The sequence below is a fragment of the Synechococcus sp. A18-25c genome (assembly GCF_014280035.1).
In the GTDB taxonomy this organism is placed as follows: Bacteria; Cyanobacteriota; Cyanobacteriia; order PCC-6307; family Cyanobiaceae; genus Synechococcus_C.
Genome location: NZ_CP047957.1, coordinates 817,213 through 836,266, shown reverse-complemented (window position 1 = coordinate 836,266; position 19,054 = coordinate 817,213). Strand labels below are relative to the sequence as shown.

Below are 19,054 nucleotides of genomic sequence, written 5' to 3'. Positions count from 1 at the left end.
GCATCAAAGCGATGCAGCAACGCCCCTTCGGTGATGGTCCCCCGGTGAGCCTGTTCACGCTGGGCACGATGCGGGCGCTGCAGGCACCCGATCAGATGCTCATGGTGCTGCGGGCCGCCCATGCAGCGGGGGTGAACCATCTAGAAACAGCCCCGGCCTATGGACCCGCCGAATCCTTTCTGGGTGAGGCCCTAACGCAACTGCACAGCGAAGGGATCCAACCGGCCGGCCATGGCTGGGTCGTCACCAGCAAGCTGTTGCCTGGTCTCAGCCTTGACGAGGGTCGAGCCGCTCTGAGGGGAAGCCTTGAGCGTCTCGGAATTGAGCGACTCGACAACCTGGCGATTCACGGGCTGAATCTGGACAGCCATCTCAACTGGGCCCTCCATGGCGAGGGCGCCCGCTTGATCGATTGGGCCCTGAACAGCGGAACAGTGAGCCAGGTGGGGTTCAGCAGCCACGGCTCGAATGCCCTGATCCATCAGGCGATCGAGAGTCAACGGTTCCGTTTCTGCTGTCTGCATCTGCATCTACTCGATCCCACACGCATGCCTCTGGCGCAGCTGGCTTTGCAGCAGACGATGGGTGTGCTCGCAATTTCGCCCGCAGACAAGGGCGGCCGTCTTCAGGCTCCCAGCACGCGATTGGTTGAGGACTGCCGCCCGTTTCAACCCCTGGAGCTTGCCTATCGCTATCTGCTGGCCGCAGGCATCAGCACGCTCACCGTGGGAGCACAAAACGCCACAGACCTGGAGTTGGCCCACGCGCTCGGCCAACACGATGGTCCCCTGCAGGCCGAGGAATGCCAGGCCATCGAGCGCTTGGATCAACAGCGCCGAGAACGACTGGGTGACGAGCTCTGCGAGCAGTGTCGCGCCTGCTTGCCCTGTCCCAATGCGGTGCCCATCCCTGATCTGCTGCGTCTTCGCAATCTGGCGCTCGGTCACGAGCTGATGGAATTCGCCAGTGAGCGGTACAACCTGATCGGCAGGGCTGGCCACTGGTGGGAAACGATCAATGCCCAGGCCTGTCAGTCCTGCGGCGACTGCCTGCCGCGCTGCCCCCATCAATTGGCCATTCCAGCGCTTTTGGCCGACACCCACAAGCGACTGGCCGCAGCACCACGTCGACGTCTATGGGGCTGAAGCGTTCCAGCGAACCTGCAGCGGCAACGTCTGGGAAGGATCCAAGGGGAACAAGGTCCAGCAGGCATCCCAGACCGTCGCGGGTGGCAGCAAAGCGGGCAGCAGGCGGCTGGGGACCCGATTGGCGGCGGCAGCAAGCGTGGCTGCTGGGAGAGGTGGAATCCAACCCTGAGACAACATCCGCGGCAGAAGCGGGGGGGTCCAGGCTTCCTCCACCCAAGCCTGCGGCACTGGCTCGGCGGTCCCCGTCGGTCGCAGCAGCAACGTCCAGTGCAGAGGAGCCCCTTGCTGCGGCAGCACGACCATCAAACGCGGATCGCGCTGCAGGGCACCCATGCAGCGCTGCAAGGGCAGAACCGCCAGCCGGGCTTCACCCTGCAACAACCAGTTCAACGCAAAGCGGTCGTCAAAGCTGAGTGCAGCAGCACGGAGACGACGCAGCGGGTCAGGTCCGCTGATCCGATCCGCCAAAGAGACCAACAGTCTTGGACTGGATGGCAGCAGCAGCTTGCCCTCGAACGCCGGGTCCAAAAGGATGTTCCAGCCTGCATCCAGATCCGGCGCAGTGCCGCTTTCGCGGCGGATCAACATCACCCAGGGACTGAATCCCACCGGCAGCATCAGACCCGACCAGGCCTCGGGGGTGTCAGCCAGAAACCGCTGGCCGAGTCGACCCAGTTGGCTTTCAAGCGGAGATGTGGCGATCGCCTGAAGCCGCGATGGCGCAAGACCTGCTAACCAACCATCGGTCAGAGCCAGGAGATCGGTGGATGGAGGCCAAACATCAGCAACCTCAGCAGCCTTGCTGAAGGGAGAGAACGCCCAGGGGGAGGGAAGACGGCGACGCCAGAGTGCAGGCAGGGTGTCCGCTGAGGCTCTCAGGGTGGGCACAGCATTGCCGCGGCTGCAGCCACTAAGACCGGCTGCGGCGGTGAGGGCAGCGAGCTGGAGAAAGCGACGGCGATTCAGCGGGAACTCTGGGGGGACAGCAGCCTTCATGGTTTGAACCTACGGGGCAGCCCGGTTGTGGTGTCCATGGGCCAGCAATTGATCCACTGCACGATCACAGGCAATCCCCAGGCGACTGAGCGGAAGACCACGCCACTGGGCCAGAAGGGTGAGCCCCCCCGCACCGACGCCCTCCTTCACGTGACCTTGCTCAAAATCTCGCAACCGTGGCTGCTGGCTGTTGCTGAAACGCAGCCCGGCGGCATAAGCCTGCAACGACACCGAGAAATGCTGCTCCAAGTTGCGCAACAACACCATCAGTGATGAGGGGCCGGCTGAAGCCTGGAGACACTCAGCGGCCAGCCAAGCCGTGGTGCCCAACAGCACCTGGTTGGAGAGGCCTTGGCGCGCAGAGGGCGGCAGGGCCTGAAGTGCTAAGGCCAGCACTGCAGCCATCTGGCTGCCCCCGGCGAGCAACACCGGCTGATCCGCCTCCACTACACCGAGGAGCAGCCCCGTCGCAAAGGCCTGAAACGGATCACCGACTGCAGCCAGCAACACCCCAATGTCAACGTCGGAGCCCGTTGAACATGACGCAAGCCCTTGCCGAACCAGGGTCTGCTTGAGCGTCATGGGGGGGTGCAAGGCGCTGCCGCTCACCAGGGTGTCCACCGGCAGACCTAGACCGGTCAGCACCGCCAGGGCCGTGGTCGTTCCGCCCGGGACGCATTCCGCCAGAAGCAACGGATGCCGCAATCGACTGCCGAGCCGGTGACCACGCTGCAGCAACTGGCGCACCCGTTTGAGCTCCATGGCGTGCCCCGTGGACACGCAGTCCGCCGGGCCGAACTCAGGCGGCTCACAGCGCAAATGGGCGAACGGTGGCGGCAAAGACAGCCCTAGCGCCGCCACCTGCGGATGAAGACCAAGCTGATCACACATGACCCAGCTGATGAGAGCCGGTGAAACACCAGCAGGAAGAGGAGGCAGCGGCCAACGCGGAGCCACCGACGGTCCGTTCAGCAGCAATTCCGCATCGGCGAGGGCCGTGGTGCGACGGGCTTCTGGGGTACATCCAGCAGCAGAGATCCCATTGGTTTCCGCGGTTCTGGTGCCAGCCAGCAGCAGCAACAGATCCGGCAGAGGCCTGGATGGATCACACCAAGACTGCAGGAACGGTGCCGCTGCAGCCGGAACCGGCGTGCCTGTCAGCCGCTGGCTGGCCGCAAGCCGTTCAGAGAGGATCGAGGGCAACCAGTCCATGCAGAAGCGGAGGCGGCTCAGGCACAGGAGCCTGCAGCCGAGGGAAGATCCAGTAAGCCAGAGCATGCAGCGCCAGTACATACACGAGCTGCTGGATCAGCACGAGTGCGAGAGCCATGAGCTGCACGAGCAGCAGATCTGGAGCCACGGGCAGTTGCAAAAGATCCAGCAGGCGATCTAGCAGGCCAGCCCCAGCCCGGGTGATGACCAGCCACAGGTTTTCTCCCACCAGCAACGACAGCGCCACAACCCTCACCAGAAAGCCCGCCGCACCGACGAGCAGACCGATGCCCCAGCTCAGCCACCAGCTGCGTCGATGCAACCAGCACCAGCCCAACCAGACCGACAACAAGCCGTAGGGGAAGAGCATTAGGGGGCCGCGGACGGGCCCCATTAGGGCGATCAGCAGCAGAATCGCCACCGCAAGCCCCTCGACACCAGCGCGGCCGCCGCGACGCACTGTCAGCAAGGCCAACGGAAGCGGCAGGGCGAGCCGGAACAACGCACCGCCAACCGGCAGGTAGTAGAGAGCCAGCCAGATCAACGCGGCCGCGGCCGCTAGGTAAGAGGACTCCATCATGCGCAGAGCCTGACGACGACTGAGGGCTGGAGGCATCAGGAGGCGGGCTGTCGCTGCGTGCTGGACGGCTGAGCGCTGGGGGACGGATTCAGCTCTCGCGCAGGAACTTTCTCAATCGTTTCCACCTCGAAACCGATTCCCGCGCGCCGCAGAGCTTCCGTGACCCCCTCTGCCGGTGCCGCTGGATCAGCAGCTGACAAGCGAATGATGATCCGATAAGGACGGGTCCGCTCCGGCACCGCGCGCGCTTCGGCTGGCTGACCATCTGCTGGCTGGCCATCTGCTGGCTGAACATCCTTGGTTGGTACCGGCTGATCGGCGCTGACTTGCTGAGGTTCCGAAATGGTTGGATCCTTCGGCGGCTCCTGTTCAGCAGCGCGATCGGACCCATCGTCCTTCGACTCCGTGGCCTGGGCCTGTTGGGATTGGGACGGTTCAGGTTGGGAGGGTGCAGCGGTGGGCACGTCCGCAGCAGTCTGCCCATCGAAACTCTCAGAGAGCTGCTGACCGAACGGGGTGCTGGAGCACGCCTGAAGCAGCACCACCAGGGGCAGCAGCGCCGAAGAAAACCGCCGGATGTCCATCAGGAATCGGCGGGCCGGATCACGCGCACGGCACTGGCGCGAAGCCGACCCGATTTGGTGGTAGCCGGGGGCTTCTTGGCGGCAGGCTTCTTGGCCGCTGGCTTTTTCGCTGTTGATTTCTTGGCGGCTGGCTTCTTCGCCGATGCCGACTTGCGACTGCTCTTTTTGGTGGCCGCTTTGGCCGCAAGAAGTTCCACCGCCTCCTTCAGGGTGATGTCGTCAGCCCCCTTGCCTTCAGGTAAAGAGGCATTGACCTTGCCCTGCTTCACATAGAGCCCGTAGGGACCGTCGTAGACCTGCACGGTCTCATCGCTGCCGTCAGGCTTGCCCAGATCCTTGAGCGCCGTGCGGCCGCCGCGGCCACGCTTGGGCATGGCCAACAGCTCAATGGCACGGGTGAGTCCAACGGCAAGCACGTCGTCATCACCCTTGAGGGAGCGGTAATCCTTTTCCCCTTTGCCCTTGTCCCAAACCACATAGGGCCCGAAACGGCCGAGACCGGCCTGCACCCTGCCGCCATCAGGGTGCTCACCAAGCAGACGGGGTAAGCGGAGTAAGCCCAGCGCATCGTCAAGACTGAGATCCTCGGGTTTGACGCCCTTCGGCAGCGAAGCGCGCTTGGGCTTGGGGTTGTCGTCGCTGACCTGACCCCGCTGCACATAGGGGCCGTACTGACCGAACAGCAGATAAACCAGATCACCGGTTTCGGGATCTTCGCCAAGAGCTTCAGGCCCATCGGCCTTCTGCTTCAAAATGAGTTCGGCCTGCTCTTGATCAAGATCGGCAGGAGTGATCTCGCGGGGAAGAGTGGCCTTGATCAGCTCCTCTTCGCCATCGTCACCGACACGTTTCGCCTCCAGGTAGGCACCGAAACGGCCGATGCGGACCACGCAGGGAAGACCCTCGAGATCGATGGTGCGTGATGCCCCCGGGTCGATGTCACCTTCCCGTTGGTGCACCTGGGACTCCAGGCCCTCATCGCCTTTGTAGAAACCTTCCAGGTAAGGCAGCCACTGCACCTTGCCATGGGAGATCTCATCCAGCGTGTTCTCCATTCGGGCCGTGAAGGAGGTGTCGACGAGATCGGGGAAATGCTCCTCCAGGAGCGCCGTCACCGCAAAGGCCGTGAAGCTCGGAGTGAGTGAGTTGTTGAGGAGAGAGGCGTACCCGCGATCCACGATCGTGCCGATAATGGACGCATAGGTGGATGGCCGGCCGATGCCTTCCTTCTCGAGCATCTTCACGAGGGAAGCTTCGGAAAAACGGGCCGGTGGCTGAGTTTGATGACCGAGCGCTTCCACCTCTTGAAGGTTGGGAGCATCACCAACCTTCAAGGCCGGCAGCAGCACTTCCTGGCCCTCCAGCGCAGCATCGGGATCGTCGCTGCCCTCGACGTAAGCACGGAAGAATCCGGGAAAATCAATTCGCTTGCCACTAGCGCGGAACACGGCCTCCGCAGCACTGAGATCCACCGACAGCATGGTGAGGCGCGCCTCGGCCATCTGGCTCGCCACCGTGCGTTTCCAGATCAATTCGTAGAGGGCTAAATCCCGGCCATCGAGTCCGGTCTCCTGGGGAGCACGGAAGCTCTCACCGGCAGGGCGAATCGCCTCATGAGCCTCCTGCGCATTGCGAGCTTTTGTGCTGAACTGCCGAGGGGCTTTGCTCAGATACTCCTTGCCGTAGCGGGACTCCACGCAGCTACGGGCCGCACTGATGGCTTGGTCGGAGAGATGCACCGAATCAGTGCGCATGTAGGTGATGAAGCCACGCTCATAGAGACCTTGTGCACACCGCATGGTCTCGCGCGCCGACAGACGCAGCTTTCTGTTGGATTCCTGCTGCAGGGTGCTGGTGGTGAACGGCGGCACGGGCCTGCGCACCGTGGGCTTCTCCTCCACCGTGGTGACAGCCCAGGCGGCGGCTTTCACAGCTTCTGACAGCGTGCGGGCATCGCCCTCACTCAGCAATCGGACCTTGCTGCCCTCCTTCAGTCCACCTGTGCTCTCGTCGAAGTCATTGCCGGTGGCGATCCGTTGCCCTTCGAGATGGGTGAGCTTGGCATCGAAACGCGTGCCGGACTGCTCAAGAGCCGCCTTCAAGTCCCAGTAGCTGCCACTGCGGAACGCACGCCGAGCCCGTTCGCGCTGCACCAGCAAACGCACGGCCACCGACTGCACCCGCCCGGCCGAGAGCCCCCAGGCCACTTTCTTCCACAACAGCGGCGAGAGGGTGTATCCGACCAGTCGGTCGAGAATGCGGCGCGTTTCCTGGGCGTGGACCAGCTCCATGTCGAGCTCCCGGGTCTGCTCAAGCGCGCGACCGATGGCCTCTTTGGTGATCTCGTGAAACACCATGCGCTTCACCGGCACCTTCGGCGCTAACAGCTGCAGCAGATGCCAGCTGATGCTTTCTCCCTCCCGGTCTTCATCCGTTGCCAGAAGCAGCTGATCGGCACCCTTGAGCGCATCCTTCAGCTCTTTCACAGTCTTTTTTTTGTCCTTCGGAACCACGTATAGGGGCTCGAAGTCTGCTTCCGTGTTGACGCCGAGATTGGCCCACTTTTGCCCCTTTTGAGCAGCAGGAATCTCACTCGCGTTGTTGGGAAGGTCGCGCACATGTCCCATCGAGGCCTCCACTCGGAAGTCCTTGGGGAGGAATCCACGGATGGTGCGGGCCTTGGTGGGGCTCTCAACGATGACCAGGGTGTGCGCCAAAGGGGGGCAGGTAACCGTCACCCTCTTTATCGCACCGTCGCGCCGGCTGCAGCGAATTGATCGGAAGCCACAAGCCAGAACGAAAGCGCAGCTACAGTCACCCGAACCGCTCTGCCCTGCGCGCGCCATGCCCGAATTGGGTGCTTTGTTTCTTTCCACCCAGGCGTTGGCAGCCCCTGGTGACCTGCTGAACCTGGCGTTGAACGCTGGAGCCGTCGCCCCCGAGGGTGCAGTCCTCCTCGCCATGCTCGCCACCTTGCTGGTGGATCTGGCCGGTGAAAAGGTTTCTGTTCGCTGGGTTCCACCCATCTGCTATGCCGGCCTTGGCACGGCTCTGGTGCTGCTTGCCCTGCAATGGAATGCACCACTGGAGAGCTCCTTTCTCGGGGCGTTCCTGCCGGATCATCTGGCCATCGCCTTCCGCGCCGTGGTGGCAGCATCCACCCTGCTGTCGCTGCTGATCAGCTGGCGCTACGCCGAACAGGGAGGCACCCCGGTCGGGGAATATGCCGCAATCCTGCTAGCGGCCACGCTCGGAGCAATGCTGCTCTGCGGAGCCACCGATCTGGTGAGTGTCTTTGTGTCTCTAGAGACGCTATCCGTCGCTAGCTATCTGCTCTCCGGCTACATGAAGGGCGACGCGCGCAGCTCAGAAGCAGCTCTGAAATATCTCCTGGTGGGCTCAGCCGCGGCGGCAGTATTTCTTTACGGCTCCTCCCTGCTGTACGGGCTCAGCGGCTCCACAAGTCTTGAGGTAATCGGTCAGTCGCTGCTGACCAGTCCAACCCCCCTGGCGGCTCTAGCGCTGGTGTTCGTGCTGGCCACCGTGGCGTTCAAGATTGCGGCCGTGCCCTTTCATCAGTGGACCCCCGATGTTTACGAAGGCTCTCCCACCCCTGTGGTGGCCTTCCTTTCCGTGGGTTCCAAAGCGGCGGGCTTTGCTCTGGCCTTGCGCCTGCTGGTGGGCTGCTTCGGCAGCTTCGACACCCAGTGGAAACTGCTCTTCACCGTTCTGGCCGTGTTGAGCATGACGCTTGGCAACGTCGTGGCTTTGGCGCAAACCTCGATGAAGCGAATGCTGGCTTATAGCTCCATTGGTCAGGCCGGCTTCGTGATGATCGGACTGGTCTGCGGGACGGAAGACGGTTTCGCCGCAATGATCCTCTACACGGCGGCCTACCTGTTCATGAATCTGGGGGCCTTCGCCTGCATCATCCTCTTCTCCATTCGCACCGGCAGTGATCGAATTTCCGATTACGCGGGCCTTTATCAAAAGGATCCGCTGATCACCCTGGGCCTCAGCCTTTGCCTGCTCTCCCTGGGTGGCATTCCGCCGATGCTTGGCTTCTTTGGCAAGATCTACCTGTTCTTCGCTGGCTGGGCCGATCAGCAGTACCTACTGGTGGTGGTGGGCCTGATCACTTCGGTGATCTCGATCTACTACTACATCGGTGTGATCAAGATGATGGTGGTCAAGGAGCCTCAGGAGGCCTCTGAAGTGGTGAAGGCTTACCCCGCCATCCAGTGGGACACCCTTGGCCTTCCACCCCTGCGCGTGGCCCTGGTTACCTGCGTAGTGATCACCGCGATCGGTGGAATCCTGTCCAATCCCCTCTTCCAATGGGCTAGCGATGCTGTCGCCGGCACTCCACTGCTGCAGGAGGCGATCGCCAGTGTTTCCGGAACAACCCTTGGATAAATCAACGGCAGTCGCAAGGCTTCCTGTCGCAGAACTGCGCGGCGTTGACAAGGTCTACGGGAATGGTGCTGGGTTGGTCAAAGCACTTGATCAACTCGATCTCACCGTTCGTCAGGGCGATTATGTGGCCGTGATGGGGGCCAGCGGATCAGGCAAAAGCACGGCCATGAACATCCTGGGCTGCCTGGATCGACCCAGCGGAGGGTCCTACTGCCTCAATGGGAACGCTGTTGAGGATCTTGACGATGATGCTCTGGCTGACCTGCGCAATCAGCAGCTGGGATTCGTGTTTCAGCAGTTCCACCTGCTGCCCCATGCGACAGCACTGGAAAACGTGATGCTGCCGATGATCTACGCGGGAGTGCCCGCCCAGCAACGACGCGAGAAAGCCAGCCAAGCCCTGGATCGCGTCGGTCTGGCAGATCGCATGCAGAACCGTCCTAACCAGCTGTCCGGCGGCCAACAGCAGCGTGTCGCCATTGCCAGAGCCATCATCAACCAGCCGAGCCTGCTGCTGGCAGATGAACCCACCGGAGCATTGGATTCCCGCACCACCGACGATGTGCTCAACCTGTTTGATGCACTGCATGCTCAGGGGATCACGTTGGTGCTCGTGACCCATGAAGATGACGTCGCCGCGCGAGCCGAGCGGGTGGCCCATTTCCGCGACGGTCGCATCGAGCGCTGGAACGAGCGCCCCAAATCAGCTGGGAAGCCCGGGACAAGCTGATTAGTCTGGGCGCGAGTGAGCTGGCCAACATGGCGTCCTCCACTACAACGAAGACCCGACTCCTTCTTGTGGATGACGAAGCCAGACTCACAGAACTGTTGTCCATGGAGCTGGAGGTGGAGGGCTACGCCGTGGAGGTGGCCGCTGATGGTGCCAGTGGCCTGATCCGTGCCCGCACCGAACCCGCTCCCGACTTGATTGTTCTGGACTGGAATCTTCCGGACTTCAGTGGCGTGGACATCTGTCAACGCATGCGCAGCAGTGGCATCACCACACCGATCCTGATGTTGACGGGACACGATGACGTCGCGGATCGCGTCACAGCACTGGATGCAGGCGTAGACGACTACCTGATCAAGCCGTTCTCGATCGAAGAGTTGATGGCCAGGCTCAGGGCCATGCAACGACGCGCGATCAGCTTCTCTGGCGGTGATGGCGAAGCCGCTCAACCAGAAACTCTCCAGGTGGGGGATCTCACCATGAACACCAACACCCGGGATGTCTGCAGGTCAGGCCGCATGATTCAGCTGTCGGTCAAGGAATACGAGCTGCTGAACTTCCTGATGCGTGGTCAGGGCAAGGTGCTGGAACGGGCCGAAATCATGCGCGGTGTTTGGGGCGAAAACTTCTACGGCGACGACAATCTGCTGGATGTGTACATCCGCTATCTGCGTCAGAAAATTGAATCGAAGGAGTTGCCTCCTTTGATCCACACTGTTCGCGGTGTGTGATTCATCATGCGCATTGACAGCCGATCGTCGGCGTCATGACCCCTCTGGCCGCTCAAGACTGTTCATCAGCTGGGCCACCAGCAACGACACTGCATCAGCGCCGGAGGCCGTCAGCGGATTAAGGTCCAGATCGCCTGGATCCTTGGCCACCCATCCGCCTGACTGCGGCTGGCGCAACTCAAAGTGAAGATGCGGTCCCGTACTTAGACCAGTGCTACCGACCCGACCGATCACCTCTCCTTGGCGCACCGTCTGGCCGGCCTTCACATACAGCTCGGAGAGATGGCCGTAGAGCGTTCTGCGGCGGGGCAGTTCATGTTCCAGTTCAATGGCGATGCCGTAGCCGCCGGCCAAACCACTGCTGAGCACACGGCCCGAGAGTGCTGCCACGACGGGAGTCCCTTCCGGCGCAGCAAAATCCTTGCCGGCATGCATCAGCCATTGGCCCACGATCGGATGGAGGCGCCATCCGAACTCACTCGTGGTGATGGCGGACCCGATGATCGGGAACAACAGCTGGCGATCGCCATTGCCTGCGACGGAAGCAGGACGCGGTGACACCGCAAAGACCGAGTCCAGCCGGAATCCGGGAGACGGTCCCGCGAGAAGAGCGCCCACGGGGACCGAAATCGGGGGTAAGGGCTGACCATCCGGTCCAAGACGACGCAGTCCGGTGAGCAACTCATCGCGGCCATTCCAGACAATTCGGGGCGAGCGAACCCCACGACCACGCACGGCGACGCCACCGTTGCATTCCTGGCGTGACAAGGCACCACTGCGACAGGCCTGCTGGAATGCCGGCACGTTGATTGGTCGGCTGACATCACCGGTTTCAAGCTGTCGACGCTCCTGCGGTGTGATCACCTGATTGCGCTCCAGAGATTCCAGCGACCGGTCGAAGGTCAGAGGCGCCTGAGGTGGAAGCAGCTCCTGAGGTTGCACCGGAGCCTGCAGTGACGGAAGGGACAGCAGCAGGGACGCAGCGAGCAAGCGCAATGCCAATGAACGACGCCATCTCATTGGTGAGACTTTAAAGATTCCCGTCTGAGCGACCGCCCCAACGCGTCCAGCTGGTGGTCCGGGTTCCCTGACGCAGGAGCAGCTGACCATCCAGACCGATGCCGCACACAGCCCAGTGTTCACCGCTAGCCGGATCGGCAACGGACCTGCACCACAGGCGCTGATCCGCCGCAGCGACCACCCGTTGAGGATGCGCCGCAAGCTGGTTGGCACGCTCGAGTGCCAGCAGCATATGCAGTTGCCACAAGCGAACTCGACAACGTCCGGGAGGGAGCAACTCCCGCAAGGCAATGCCCCCCTGCGGCACTGGATTGCACACATTCAGGCCCACCCCGATCCGGGCCAAACGCACGTGATGGCCACGAAACACAAGCTTGGGCAACACACCCGCCAGCTTGCGGGAGCCAACGATCAGATCATTCGGCCACTTGATGGCTGCCGACACCCCATGGCTCTCCAGCTGCTCGGCCATCGCCAACGCCACAGTCAGCCCAAAGAGGCCCGTGGAGGGTTCACCGTTCGGCCAAGGCAGTGCGGCACTCAACCAGACGCCTCCTGGCGGTGCCATCCAGAAGCGACCGTACTGGCCGTGGGCGAAGCGTTGATGCTGGGCCAGCACCGCCCGGGGCTGACGCGCCAACCAGGGTTGTTGACGCAACCACTGCGTCAACGCGGTTTCAGTGCTGGAACAGACACTCAGATGACGCAGCTGCCACCCGGACGAGCCCCTGTCGCGAAGCGCGTGAACTAGCCGTCCCTGCGGGATGCGGATCTCTTTCAATGCTGTTGCGTCCACCATCGAGCCAGACGGGCTGCCCCCTGCTCCAACACATCGGTGGGCCGCACCAAGGCCAGGCGCAGCCAACCGGCGCCGGCATCACCGAACCCGGAGCCAGGTGTCAGGGCCACCCCGCAATGCTCCAAGAGGTCAGCCGACAACTGTTCATCACTCCAACCCCGGGCACGAGCCCAACCCGGCACAGGCATCCAGAGGTAAAGCGCCATCGACGGTTCGGGGATCGACCATCCGAAAGCTGCCAAGGCCTGACGGGTGCGATCCCGCCGTTCGCGATACACCGGCTGCAGGCGCAATGGCCAGTCGGGATGTTGATCAAGAGCCACAATCGCGCCTTGCTGCAGCGCCCGGCACTGGTTGAAATCCACAACGCCCTTGAGTTCGCGTAGGGCCGCAATCAAAGGCGCCGCTCCCACCGCGAATGCCAAACGGAACCCACCAAGACACCACCCTTTTGAGAGGGAGAAGAACTCGATACCGCGCTCCCGCCAATGGGGACAACGCAACAATGACGGCGCCTCTCCTTCCAAGGCAAGATCCACGTAGGGATTGTCGTGGGCCAGCACAAGATCGTGACGATCACAGCGGCGCATCGCCGCGTCCAACCAGGCCTGCTCGCCGGTGCAGGCGGTGGGATTGTGCGGAAAGCCCAGCACCATCAGGCGCAGCTGATCCCACTGAGCCAGAGAGAGCGCGTCGAAATCGGGAGCCCATTGCCGCTCAGCAAACAAGGGCAGGGTCTCAATGGCGGCATCCGCCAGTTCGAGGCCGCCCCGATGGGAGGGGTAAGAGGGGTCGAGGATCAGCGCTGAATCTCCTGGATTGAGCACAGCGAGCGGCAGATGGGCCGTCCCCTCCTGGGAGCCAACCAGCAGCAGCACCTCACGGTCGACATCGACCGACACACCGAAGCGCTGCTGGCACCAGGCCGCCGCGGCCTGGCGAAAGGGTTCCGTACTGGCGTGCAGGCAGTAGGAGGCACTGGCCGGTTCCGTCAGGACAGATGCCATGGCCTGCACAGCAGCCGGCGGAGGCAAAAGATCAGTTGAGCCAAGCGAAAGATCGATCAGCGGCTGTTCAGCGCAAGCGGCGCTGCGTCCATAAGCGGCTTTACGGCGATCGTTGCGGTCAAAAACACCGCTGCCCAGCCTGGCCAGACGATCAGAGGTGAGCATCCAGGAAGGCCTGCAGCTGTGGGCGGGCGACCGCTCCTTCATGCCGGGCAAGTTCCACACCATCCCGGAACAGAATTAAGCAAGGAATGCCTTGCACCTTGTAAGCATCGCGGGTGGTGGGATTGCCATCCACTTCCATTTTTCCGACGTTCAGACGACCTGCATAAGCCTCCGCGGCCCAGTCCATCAGCGGCGCCATCAACCGGCAGGGACCACACCAGGGAGCCCAGAAGTCCACCAGAACGGTGCTGTCTGCCTTGAGCACCTCTTGAGCAAACCCTGCGTCGGTGAAATCGGAAACAGAGGCGGACACATCGGAGCTGCGAAGTGCTTCGATCCTATGAATCGGTGTGACTGCCGGAGGGCCTGCAGGCTCAGAGCTTGTCGATGGAGCGGCGCAACTCTTCAAGGTCGGTATCGACCTCCGTAACTTTCACCGGTTCGACGGTGGCATCTGCTGCTTGGTCTGCAGAGGGCAGAGCGGCAGCCTCGGGACCCGCCGAGAGTTGCTGGCGCAGCGCAGCCAGTTCATCGTCGACATCGTCACCACCCTCCAGAGCAGCAAACTGGCTTTCGAGATCAGCTCCCGCGAGCTCGGCCGCAGCCTGACTACTGGCTTCCATGGCCTCGACCTTATCCTCCATGCGCTCGAAAGCCGCCATGGCGGAGTTGCTGCCCAGATTGCCCACAGCACTCTGCAATTGCTGCTGGGCCTTGGCCGCCTGAGCCCTGGCCTTCAGCATGTCTTTCTTGGTTTTGGCTTCAGCGATCTTGCCTTCGAGCGCCACCAGGCTCTTCTTCAGGGTCTCGACCTGGGCGTCCTGACCCTGCACCTGCTTGGCGAGGGACGTAGCGGTCTCCTGGAAGGTCTTGCGGCGGGTTAGCGCCTCACGGGCCAGATCCTCCTCGTTTTTCTTCAGTGCCAACTCAGCCCGTTCGTACCAGGTGCGAGCTTGCGCTTCGGCTTGATCTGCCTGATTGCGCAGACGCTTCTGGCTGGCGATCGCCAACGCCACGGCCTGGCGAAGCTTCACCAGGTCCTCCTGCATGTCCGCGACGGACTGATCGAGAATCTTGACCGGATCCTCGGCCTTGCTCACCAGATCATTGACATTGGCGCGCAGCAGACGGCTGACCCGATTGAAGAAACCCATGAATCGCGGAGAGCGTTGCCTGAGGGTAGCGAGCGAATCAACCGGACCTGCCTAGGGTTTGGCAGAAATCGGCAGACGGCCATGGGACGGGCCCCGCAATCGCAGCGACGTCGCTTTGGCAAGGGTGAAGTGCTTCTGCCACCCATGCCTGCGCCCGCCCAACCGTTGAGCGGATGTCTCGAAGCCCTCCAGAAGACCTGGCGTCAGGAAGGGTCCCTAGCGGCTCTCTGGCAGGACTGGCGGACCTTGGCCGGCGACCAGCTCGCTGGCCACTGCAGACCCCTGGGCCTGCGCAATGGCGTCCTCACCGTGGGGGCCAGCCACCCCCAGTGGCGCCAGGCGTTGCTTTACAGCAAATTGCAACTGCTGGCGGCGATTCGTGCCGCAGGCCATCCGGTGAAGGATTTGCGCATCCAGCAGCACCACGCAGTCGCGCGCCCAGCTGCGGATGACCCTCTTGAGGACTGGAAGCGCCATCCCAGCCGAATCGATGTGCATGGCATCGCGCCCTGTCCCCGTTGCGGCACGCCATCCCCCCTGGGCGAGATGGCCCAGTGGGGCCATTGCAGTTTCTGCCGTCGCATGGAGCTGAGCAAGGCAAACGGGGGCGATCAGTAGCGCTCTGGTCTTGGCTTGCGCCAGGTGAGCACCACGCCACTGGCCTGCAATGCATCGGCGCGCTCCTCCAGGCGTTCACGGTCGAGGCGCCAGAGCTCATAAATTCCCTCACGGGCCAGGATCTGAGGTTGCAGATCCTGCCAATGCTCCTTGGCTGCGGTGCCCGTGTTGATCACCACGAGCACCGAGGGAGATCCATCAGCAGCGTCGCGGGGGCGGCCCTCAAATCCCTGCCGACGTTCATGGTTGAGGCGATCGGCCAGGTTCATGAGTGCAGCCCGCGATTCGCCTTCGTAAATCACCACCTGACCGGTGTAGAAGTGCAGCGATGGCTTAAGGACGCCGATCATGGCGAGCGGTTCGCCAGTCCGGCGCTGCGCCACGACCTGCTCGGCCACAAGGCGCACCGGCAGCTGGCGCACCCGATCACCCAGCTGGATCATCGGCACGAGCGCAAACAACTGGAAGGCCACTAGTGGCCCCTGCCAGGCAAGCAGTCGCCCCGACACCGGCGAACCCAGACACCACAGGCCCAGAAAGAGAGCGACTGAAAAGCAGACCGCTGACCTCAGCACAAGACCACTGGCCAGCAGCTCGGCGGGCAGGGTGGGCATTTCAGGATCCTGGATCAAAGGGATCCAAAGCGAAGACAGCCAAAAACCCACTGTCAGGATCAAGACGAGACCCGCTATGCAGGACCAGGCAGTGAGGAGCGCCCAACGGCGCTGAAGCGCCGCTGGGCGCGCTGTGATCGCCATAATCAGCGCCGCAGCCGGCGTGGCAGGCAACCAGTAGCTGGGCAACTTGGTGGCCGCTGCGGTGAACAACAACAGAACAGCCAGCAACCAACAACCAGCGAAATCAATCAGGCTGTCGTGAGAAGGCTTTCGAGCGGTGGAGGCACTGCCGAAGAAGCCGGTCAACACCCGTCCCAATCCAAGCAGCAGGAGGGGCGTGAACGGCAGAGATGCCACCACCAGCACAGGTCCGAAGAACCACCAGGGCTGGAGGTGATCATTGACCACGCTCGTGAGTCGCTGAAGGTTGTGGTACCCAAAGAAGCTGTCCCAGAACGGCTGACCCTCCACCAGCAACTCAGCCACATACCAGGGAAGACTGATCGCCGCGGTGATTAGAAGTCCTGGCAACGGTCTGAGGCGACGCCAGAGACCAGCCAAGTCTCGTCGGGTGATCGCGAACAGCAACAGAGTCATGCCCGTGAGCACCACTGCGACAGGCCCCTTGGTGAGCACAGCTGTGGCCAGGAGGATCCAGGCCAACCACCAGCGCCGTTCGGATTCGGAGACGTAACAACGCCACTGGCAGAGCAGGCTGAGAGCCAGCGTTCCATTCAGTAGGGCATCGCTGACGGCCGTGCGGCTCCAGATCAGCACAAGGGGCGACAACCCGAAAGCCAGCGCTGCTGCCACTGCCGTGCGGCGGGGATGGTCATCCTCGGAACCGGGATGACGCATCAAGGTGTCACCGATGGCCAGCATCGTCACCACCGAAGCCAGCGCGGACGGCAAACGCGCCGCCCAGGTCCCAAGGGGATCCCAGAGCTGATGACCAGGCAGGGCATACCCAAGCCCCATCAGCCAATAAACGAGGGGCGGCTTGTCAAAACGGGGCAGCCCGTTCACCCGTGGTGTCAGCCAATCACCGGTCTCAGCCATGGCTCGTCCTGAAGCTGCAAACAGCGGCGGTGTTTCATCCACCAACCCTGTGCTGCCGAGCTTCCAACAGCAGAGCGCTACCCCCAGGGCAAGGATGAGCAACAGTCCCCGTCGGCGCTGCCGTGGCGTGGGAACGATTGGAGCTGACGAAACCGCGGTCATCAGCTGATGGTGCCATCCGTTGGGATCAAACCACGACGGATCCAGGCCTCGATTCGAGCCGCGAGGGCCTCCTGGCTGGCCCACTGCTCCGTCCAGCGTCGACAGGCACGCCGGTCGATAGCCGCCACGCGCCGGGTTGCTTCGGTGAGCGCTTCGCGGTCATCGGCAGTGACCAGCCATCCGGTCACACCGTTTTCAATGATCTCGCCAGGGCCACCGCGGTCGTAAGCGATCACGGGGACGCCGCAGGCCAGGGCCTCGACCACCACATTGCCGTAGGCCTCATTCCATTTGGGAGTGTTGAGAAAGGCACGACAACGCCCCAGTTGCCGCTGAAGCTCATCCGTGGATTGAAAACCACACCACTCGATCGTGCCGGCAGGCACCTGCGCTTCCACACGGCTGGCATAGGCGGGATCCTCCACCAGTCCCCACACTTTGAGGGGCTCGCCCAGCGCCGCTGCGACGGCAGCGGCATCCTCCAGCCCCTTCTCGGGAGCCACACGACCAGCCCATCCGAGCGGACCATCCCCGGTGAGCTGCAGTGCGTAGCGGGACAGGTCAAAGCCATTGCCCACCACCTCAGGGGGATGGGGAAGAGCGAAATCTTTGGCCTGACGTTGGGTATGAAAGGCCATGCGGCGCTGATCCCAATGCGCCAAATCCTGAATGGCCCGATCCATCAAGGAGGACACCGATCCCATGCTCACCAGGTGGAAGACGGGGCTGACCACGTGGGGGGTAAGCCAGAGCGGTAGCCAGTCGTAGCCGAAATTGAGCACCGCATCGGCACTGAGCGCGAGGGCTCGATCCCAGAGCTGCGGCAGCACCCCGTCCAGCGGAATCTGCATCGCGGCATCTCGATTGGCATGCTGCCAACTGGGCTGATCCACACCAGGCTCCGTGTGCAGGGTCACGGCACCATCCAGCGCAGGGAGATGGGAGCCGGAGGGCGCCACCACATGCAGATGATGTCCGCGGCCGACCAGACCTTTCAGCACCGAGGTGAAGGTGAGTTCAACGCCACCGCCGCGGCCACTGCCGAGTTGTCCGATGGGTGTGCTGACCAGCACCAGCGTCAGAGGCCGATCCGTCATGCCTTCAGATCTCCAGGACTGCTGATCGATGCGGAGACCCACGGTTCCCAGAGGCGTTGGCGTTGACTGACCAGCAGAACAGACAACAGCACCAACAGCACGGAGAACCATTGCAGAGGTTGCAGGCGCTCACCCAACAGAACACCGCCCGTTGCGAGGGCAAAAACGGGTGTCAAGAAGCCGAGTGTGCTGAAACCGGTGAGGTCCTCACGGTTGGCAAACCAGAAGAACAAGGCGTAGGCCAGGGCGCTACCTAGCAGGGAGGCATAGGCCATCTGGGCCCAGTTCCAGAGGGTCCAGGCTGGTAGCAGCGCCGTGCTGCTGTCGGCGCTATGGAGGAGCAGGAGCGGGATTCCCCCCAGCACCATGTGCCAGCCAGTGATCGAGACCGGATCACTGCGCCTGCAGGCGAAACGGCTGAGCACGGTGCCGAAGGCCATGGACAGCGCTGCTAGCAGCATCCAACCGGTGCCTTGCTGCCAGCCCGTCTGCAGAGCCGAGAGATCGGCCTGAAGCCACCAGTGCTGAAGCAGTGGGGCCGGCACTCCGAGGCAGACGATCCCTGCCAGACCCACCACCAGACCGATCCAGCCAATCGGATTAATCGACTCAGCAAACAGCCAGCGGGCCAGCAGGGCCACGATCAAGGGCTGGGAATCGATCAGAACTGAACCAAGACCCGCACCGGTGCCCTGGAGCCCCTTCGCCAGACAGAACTGAAACAGGACTGCATCCACCAGGGTGAACAGTAGGAACCAAATGCGGTCTCCTGGATCGATGGCCAACGAGCGACCCAGCCATGGCACCGCCATCAGGATCACCACCCCAGCCGGCAACAGCCGCAGACAGGCCACCAAAAGTGCGCCGCCGGATTGCACCAGGGGCGCCATCGCTGCCATCGCCGTTCCCCAGAGGGCAAACGGCAACACCATCAGCAGACCACGCTGCAGCGACGTCAT

At 62.6% G+C, this 19,054-nt stretch carries 18 protein-coding genes; 5 read left to right on the top strand and 13 right to left on the bottom strand.

Annotated elements, in window-relative coordinates; translation table 11 throughout:
- The first annotated feature begins 11 nt into the window (after nucleotides 1-11).
- Nucleotides 12-1,145, top strand: a complete 1,134-nt coding sequence (locus tag SynA1825c_RS04510; protein WP_186471021.1) for an aldo/keto reductase — start codon at nucleotides 12-14, stop codon at nucleotides 1,143-1,145.
- On the opposite strand, the gene SynA1825c_RS04505 is transcribed toward SynA1825c_RS04510, so the two are convergent.
- The 5 genes from SynA1825c_RS04505 to topA are packed head-to-tail and all read right to left on the bottom strand — an operon-like array spanning nucleotide 1,134 to nucleotide 7,237.
- Nucleotides 1,134-2,144, bottom strand: coding sequence for an ABC transporter substrate-binding protein (locus tag SynA1825c_RS04505; RefSeq protein WP_186470464.1), 1,011 nt, complete (start codon nucleotides 2,142-2,144; stop codon nucleotides 1,134-1,136). The two genes, SynA1825c_RS04510 and SynA1825c_RS04505, sit on opposite strands and share 12 nt — an antisense overlap.
- A gap of 9 nt (nucleotides 2,145-2,153) precedes the next feature.
- Nucleotides 2,154-3,356: a nicotinate-nucleotide--dimethylbenzimidazole phosphoribosyltransferase gene (locus SynA1825c_RS04500; protein WP_186470463.1), complete on the bottom strand. Its 1,203-nt coding sequence runs from the start codon at nucleotides 3,354-3,356 to the stop codon at nucleotides 2,154-2,156.
- Nucleotides 3,328-3,972 (bottom strand): DUF2232 domain-containing protein, encoded by a 645-nt coding sequence (locus SynA1825c_RS04495; RefSeq protein ID WP_186470462.1) that lies wholly within the window; start codon nucleotides 3,970-3,972, stop codon nucleotides 3,328-3,330. The genes SynA1825c_RS04500 and SynA1825c_RS04495 overlap by 29 nt, the downstream gene beginning before the upstream one ends.
- Entirely contained in the window at nucleotides 3,972-4,520 is a 549-nt protein-coding gene (locus SynA1825c_RS04490) for a hypothetical protein (RefSeq protein WP_186470461.1), read from the bottom strand. The genes SynA1825c_RS04495 and SynA1825c_RS04490 overlap by 1 nt, the downstream gene beginning before the upstream one ends.
- Nucleotides 4,520-7,237 carry a type I DNA topoisomerase gene (gene topA / locus SynA1825c_RS04485; RefSeq protein ID WP_186471020.1) on the bottom strand — a complete coding sequence of 906 codons (2,718 nt, stop codon included), beginning with the start codon at nucleotides 7,235-7,237 and terminating at the stop codon, nucleotides 4,520-4,522. Before topA ends, SynA1825c_RS04490 begins: the two co-directional genes overlap by 1 nt.
- 127 nt (nucleotides 7,238-7,364) lie before the next feature.
- Between topA and SynA1825c_RS04480 the strand changes: the two genes are divergently transcribed.
- The 3 genes from SynA1825c_RS04480 to SynA1825c_RS04470 are packed head-to-tail and all read left to right on the top strand — an operon-like array spanning nucleotide 7,365 to nucleotide 10,397.
- A complete protein-coding gene (locus tag SynA1825c_RS04480) occupies nucleotides 7,365-8,936 on the top strand; it encodes an NAD(P)H-quinone oxidoreductase subunit N (RefSeq protein ID WP_186470460.1) in 1,572 nt (523 codons plus the stop codon).
- Nucleotides 8,929-9,666, top strand: coding sequence for an ABC transporter ATP-binding protein (locus SynA1825c_RS04475; RefSeq protein ID WP_255478449.1), 738 nt, complete (start codon nucleotides 8,929-8,931; stop codon nucleotides 9,664-9,666). The genes SynA1825c_RS04480 and SynA1825c_RS04475 overlap by 8 nt, the downstream gene beginning before the upstream one ends.
- Before the next feature lie 29 nt (nucleotides 9,667-9,695).
- Nucleotides 9,696-10,397 carry a response regulator transcription factor gene (locus SynA1825c_RS04470; protein WP_186470458.1) on the top strand — a complete coding sequence of 234 codons (702 nt, stop codon included), beginning with the start codon at nucleotides 9,696-9,698 and terminating at the stop codon, nucleotides 10,395-10,397.
- A gap of 33 nt (nucleotides 10,398-10,430) precedes the next feature.
- Here the strand turns inward: SynA1825c_RS04470 and SynA1825c_RS04465 are convergent, their stop codons facing one another.
- The 5 genes from SynA1825c_RS04465 to SynA1825c_RS04445 form a co-directional block, all read right to left on the bottom strand.
- A complete protein-coding gene (locus SynA1825c_RS04465) occupies nucleotides 10,431-11,399 on the bottom strand; it encodes a M23 family metallopeptidase (RefSeq protein ID WP_255477063.1) in 969 nt (322 codons plus the stop codon).
- 28 nt (nucleotides 11,400-11,427) lie between these two features.
- Complete coding sequence (locus SynA1825c_RS04460; RefSeq protein ID WP_186470456.1) at nucleotides 11,428-12,216, bottom strand: biotin--[acetyl-CoA-carboxylase] ligase; 789 nt, start codon at nucleotides 12,214-12,216, stop codon at nucleotides 11,428-11,430.
- Complete coding sequence (locus tag SynA1825c_RS04455; RefSeq protein ID WP_186470455.1) at nucleotides 12,195-13,388, bottom strand: aminotransferase class I/II-fold pyridoxal phosphate-dependent enzyme; 1,194 nt, start codon at nucleotides 13,386-13,388, stop codon at nucleotides 12,195-12,197. The genes SynA1825c_RS04460 and SynA1825c_RS04455 overlap by 22 nt, the downstream gene beginning before the upstream one ends.
- Nucleotides 13,375-13,701, bottom strand: a complete 327-nt coding sequence (gene trxA / locus SynA1825c_RS04450; RefSeq protein WP_186470454.1) for a thioredoxin — start codon at nucleotides 13,699-13,701, stop codon at nucleotides 13,375-13,377. Before trxA ends, SynA1825c_RS04455 begins: the two co-directional genes overlap by 14 nt.
- Before the next feature lie 61 nt (nucleotides 13,702-13,762).
- Entirely contained in the window at nucleotides 13,763-14,542 is a 780-nt protein-coding gene (locus SynA1825c_RS04445; RefSeq protein ID WP_186470453.1) for a PspA/IM30 family protein, read from the bottom strand.
- An 81-nt stretch (nucleotides 14,543-14,623) separates the two neighbouring features.
- Between SynA1825c_RS04445 and SynA1825c_RS04440 the strand changes: the two genes are divergently transcribed.
- Nucleotides 14,624-15,160, top strand: coding sequence for a DUF721 domain-containing protein (locus SynA1825c_RS04440; protein ID WP_186470452.1), 537 nt, complete (start codon nucleotides 14,624-14,626; stop codon nucleotides 15,158-15,160).
- Here SynA1825c_RS04440 and SynA1825c_RS04435 read toward each other — a convergent pair.
- Genes SynA1825c_RS04435 through SynA1825c_RS04425 form a run of 3 tightly spaced genes read right to left on the bottom strand, consistent with a single transcriptional unit; the run spans nucleotide 15,154 to nucleotide 19,054 of the window.
- Entirely contained in the window at nucleotides 15,154-16,998 is a 1,845-nt protein-coding gene (locus SynA1825c_RS04435; RefSeq protein WP_186470451.1) for a glycosyltransferase family 39 protein, read from the bottom strand. The two genes, SynA1825c_RS04440 and SynA1825c_RS04435, sit on opposite strands and share 7 nt — an antisense overlap.
- Nucleotides 16,998-18,095: a glycosyltransferase gene (locus tag SynA1825c_RS04430; protein ID WP_186470450.1), complete on the bottom strand. Its 1,098-nt coding sequence runs from the start codon at nucleotides 18,093-18,095 to the stop codon at nucleotides 16,998-17,000. The genes SynA1825c_RS04435 and SynA1825c_RS04430 overlap by 1 nt, the downstream gene beginning before the upstream one ends.
- On the bottom strand, nucleotides 18,092-19,054 hold the full coding sequence (locus tag SynA1825c_RS04425; protein ID WP_186470449.1) for a DMT family transporter: 963 nt from the start codon (nucleotides 19,052-19,054) through the stop codon (nucleotides 18,092-18,094). The genes SynA1825c_RS04430 and SynA1825c_RS04425 overlap by 4 nt, the downstream gene beginning before the upstream one ends.

What these genes read in the sequence shown, in the direction of transcription:
- SynA1825c_RS04510 (WP_186471021.1), top strand. Translation starts at nt 12, where the DNA reads ATGCAGCAACGCCCCTTCGGTGATGGTCCCCCGGTGAGCCTGTTCACG.
- SynA1825c_RS04505 (WP_186470464.1), bottom strand. Translation starts at nt 2,144, where the DNA reads ATGAAGGCTGCTGTCCCCCCAGAGTTCCCGCTGAATCGCCGTCGCTTT.
- SynA1825c_RS04500 (WP_186470463.1), bottom strand. Translation starts at nt 3,356, where the DNA reads ATGGACTGGTTGCCCTCGATCCTCTCTGAACGGCTTGCGGCCAGCCAG.
- SynA1825c_RS04495 (WP_186470462.1), bottom strand. Translation starts at nt 3,972, where the DNA reads ATGCCTCCAGCCCTCAGTCGTCGTCAGGCTCTGCGCATGATGGAGTCC.
- SynA1825c_RS04490 (WP_186470461.1), bottom strand. Translation starts at nt 4,520, where the DNA reads ATGGACATCCGGCGGTTTTCTTCGGCGCTGCTGCCCCTGGTGGTGCTG.
- SynA1825c_RS04480 (WP_186470460.1), top strand. Translation starts at nt 7,365, where the DNA reads ATGCCCGAATTGGGTGCTTTGTTTCTTTCCACCCAGGCGTTGGCAGCC.
- SynA1825c_RS04470 (WP_186470458.1), top strand. Translation starts at nt 9,696, where the DNA reads ATGGCGTCCTCCACTACAACGAAGACCCGACTCCTTCTTGTGGATGAC.
- SynA1825c_RS04460 (WP_186470456.1), bottom strand. Translation starts at nt 12,216, where the DNA reads ATGGTGGACGCAACAGCATTGAAAGAGATCCGCATCCCGCAGGGACGG.
- SynA1825c_RS04455 (WP_186470455.1), bottom strand. Translation starts at nt 13,388, where the DNA reads ATGCTCACCTCTGATCGTCTGGCCAGGCTGGGCAGCGGTGTTTTTGAC.
- SynA1825c_RS04445 (WP_186470453.1), bottom strand. Translation starts at nt 14,542, where the DNA reads ATGGGTTTCTTCAATCGGGTCAGCCGTCTGCTGCGCGCCAATGTCAAT.
- SynA1825c_RS04440 (WP_186470452.1), top strand. Translation starts at nt 14,624, where the DNA reads ATGGGACGGGCCCCGCAATCGCAGCGACGTCGCTTTGGCAAGGGTGAA.
- SynA1825c_RS04435 (WP_186470451.1), bottom strand. Translation starts at nt 16,998, where the DNA reads ATGACCGCGGTTTCGTCAGCTCCAATCGTTCCCACGCCACGGCAGCGC.
- SynA1825c_RS04430 (WP_186470450.1), bottom strand. Translation starts at nt 18,095, where the DNA reads ATGACGGATCGGCCTCTGACGCTGGTGCTGGTCAGCACACCCATCGGA.
- SynA1825c_RS04425 (WP_186470449.1), bottom strand. Translation starts at nt 19,054, where the DNA reads ATGACGTCGCTGCAGCGTGGTCTGCTGATGGTGTTGCCGTTTGCCCTC.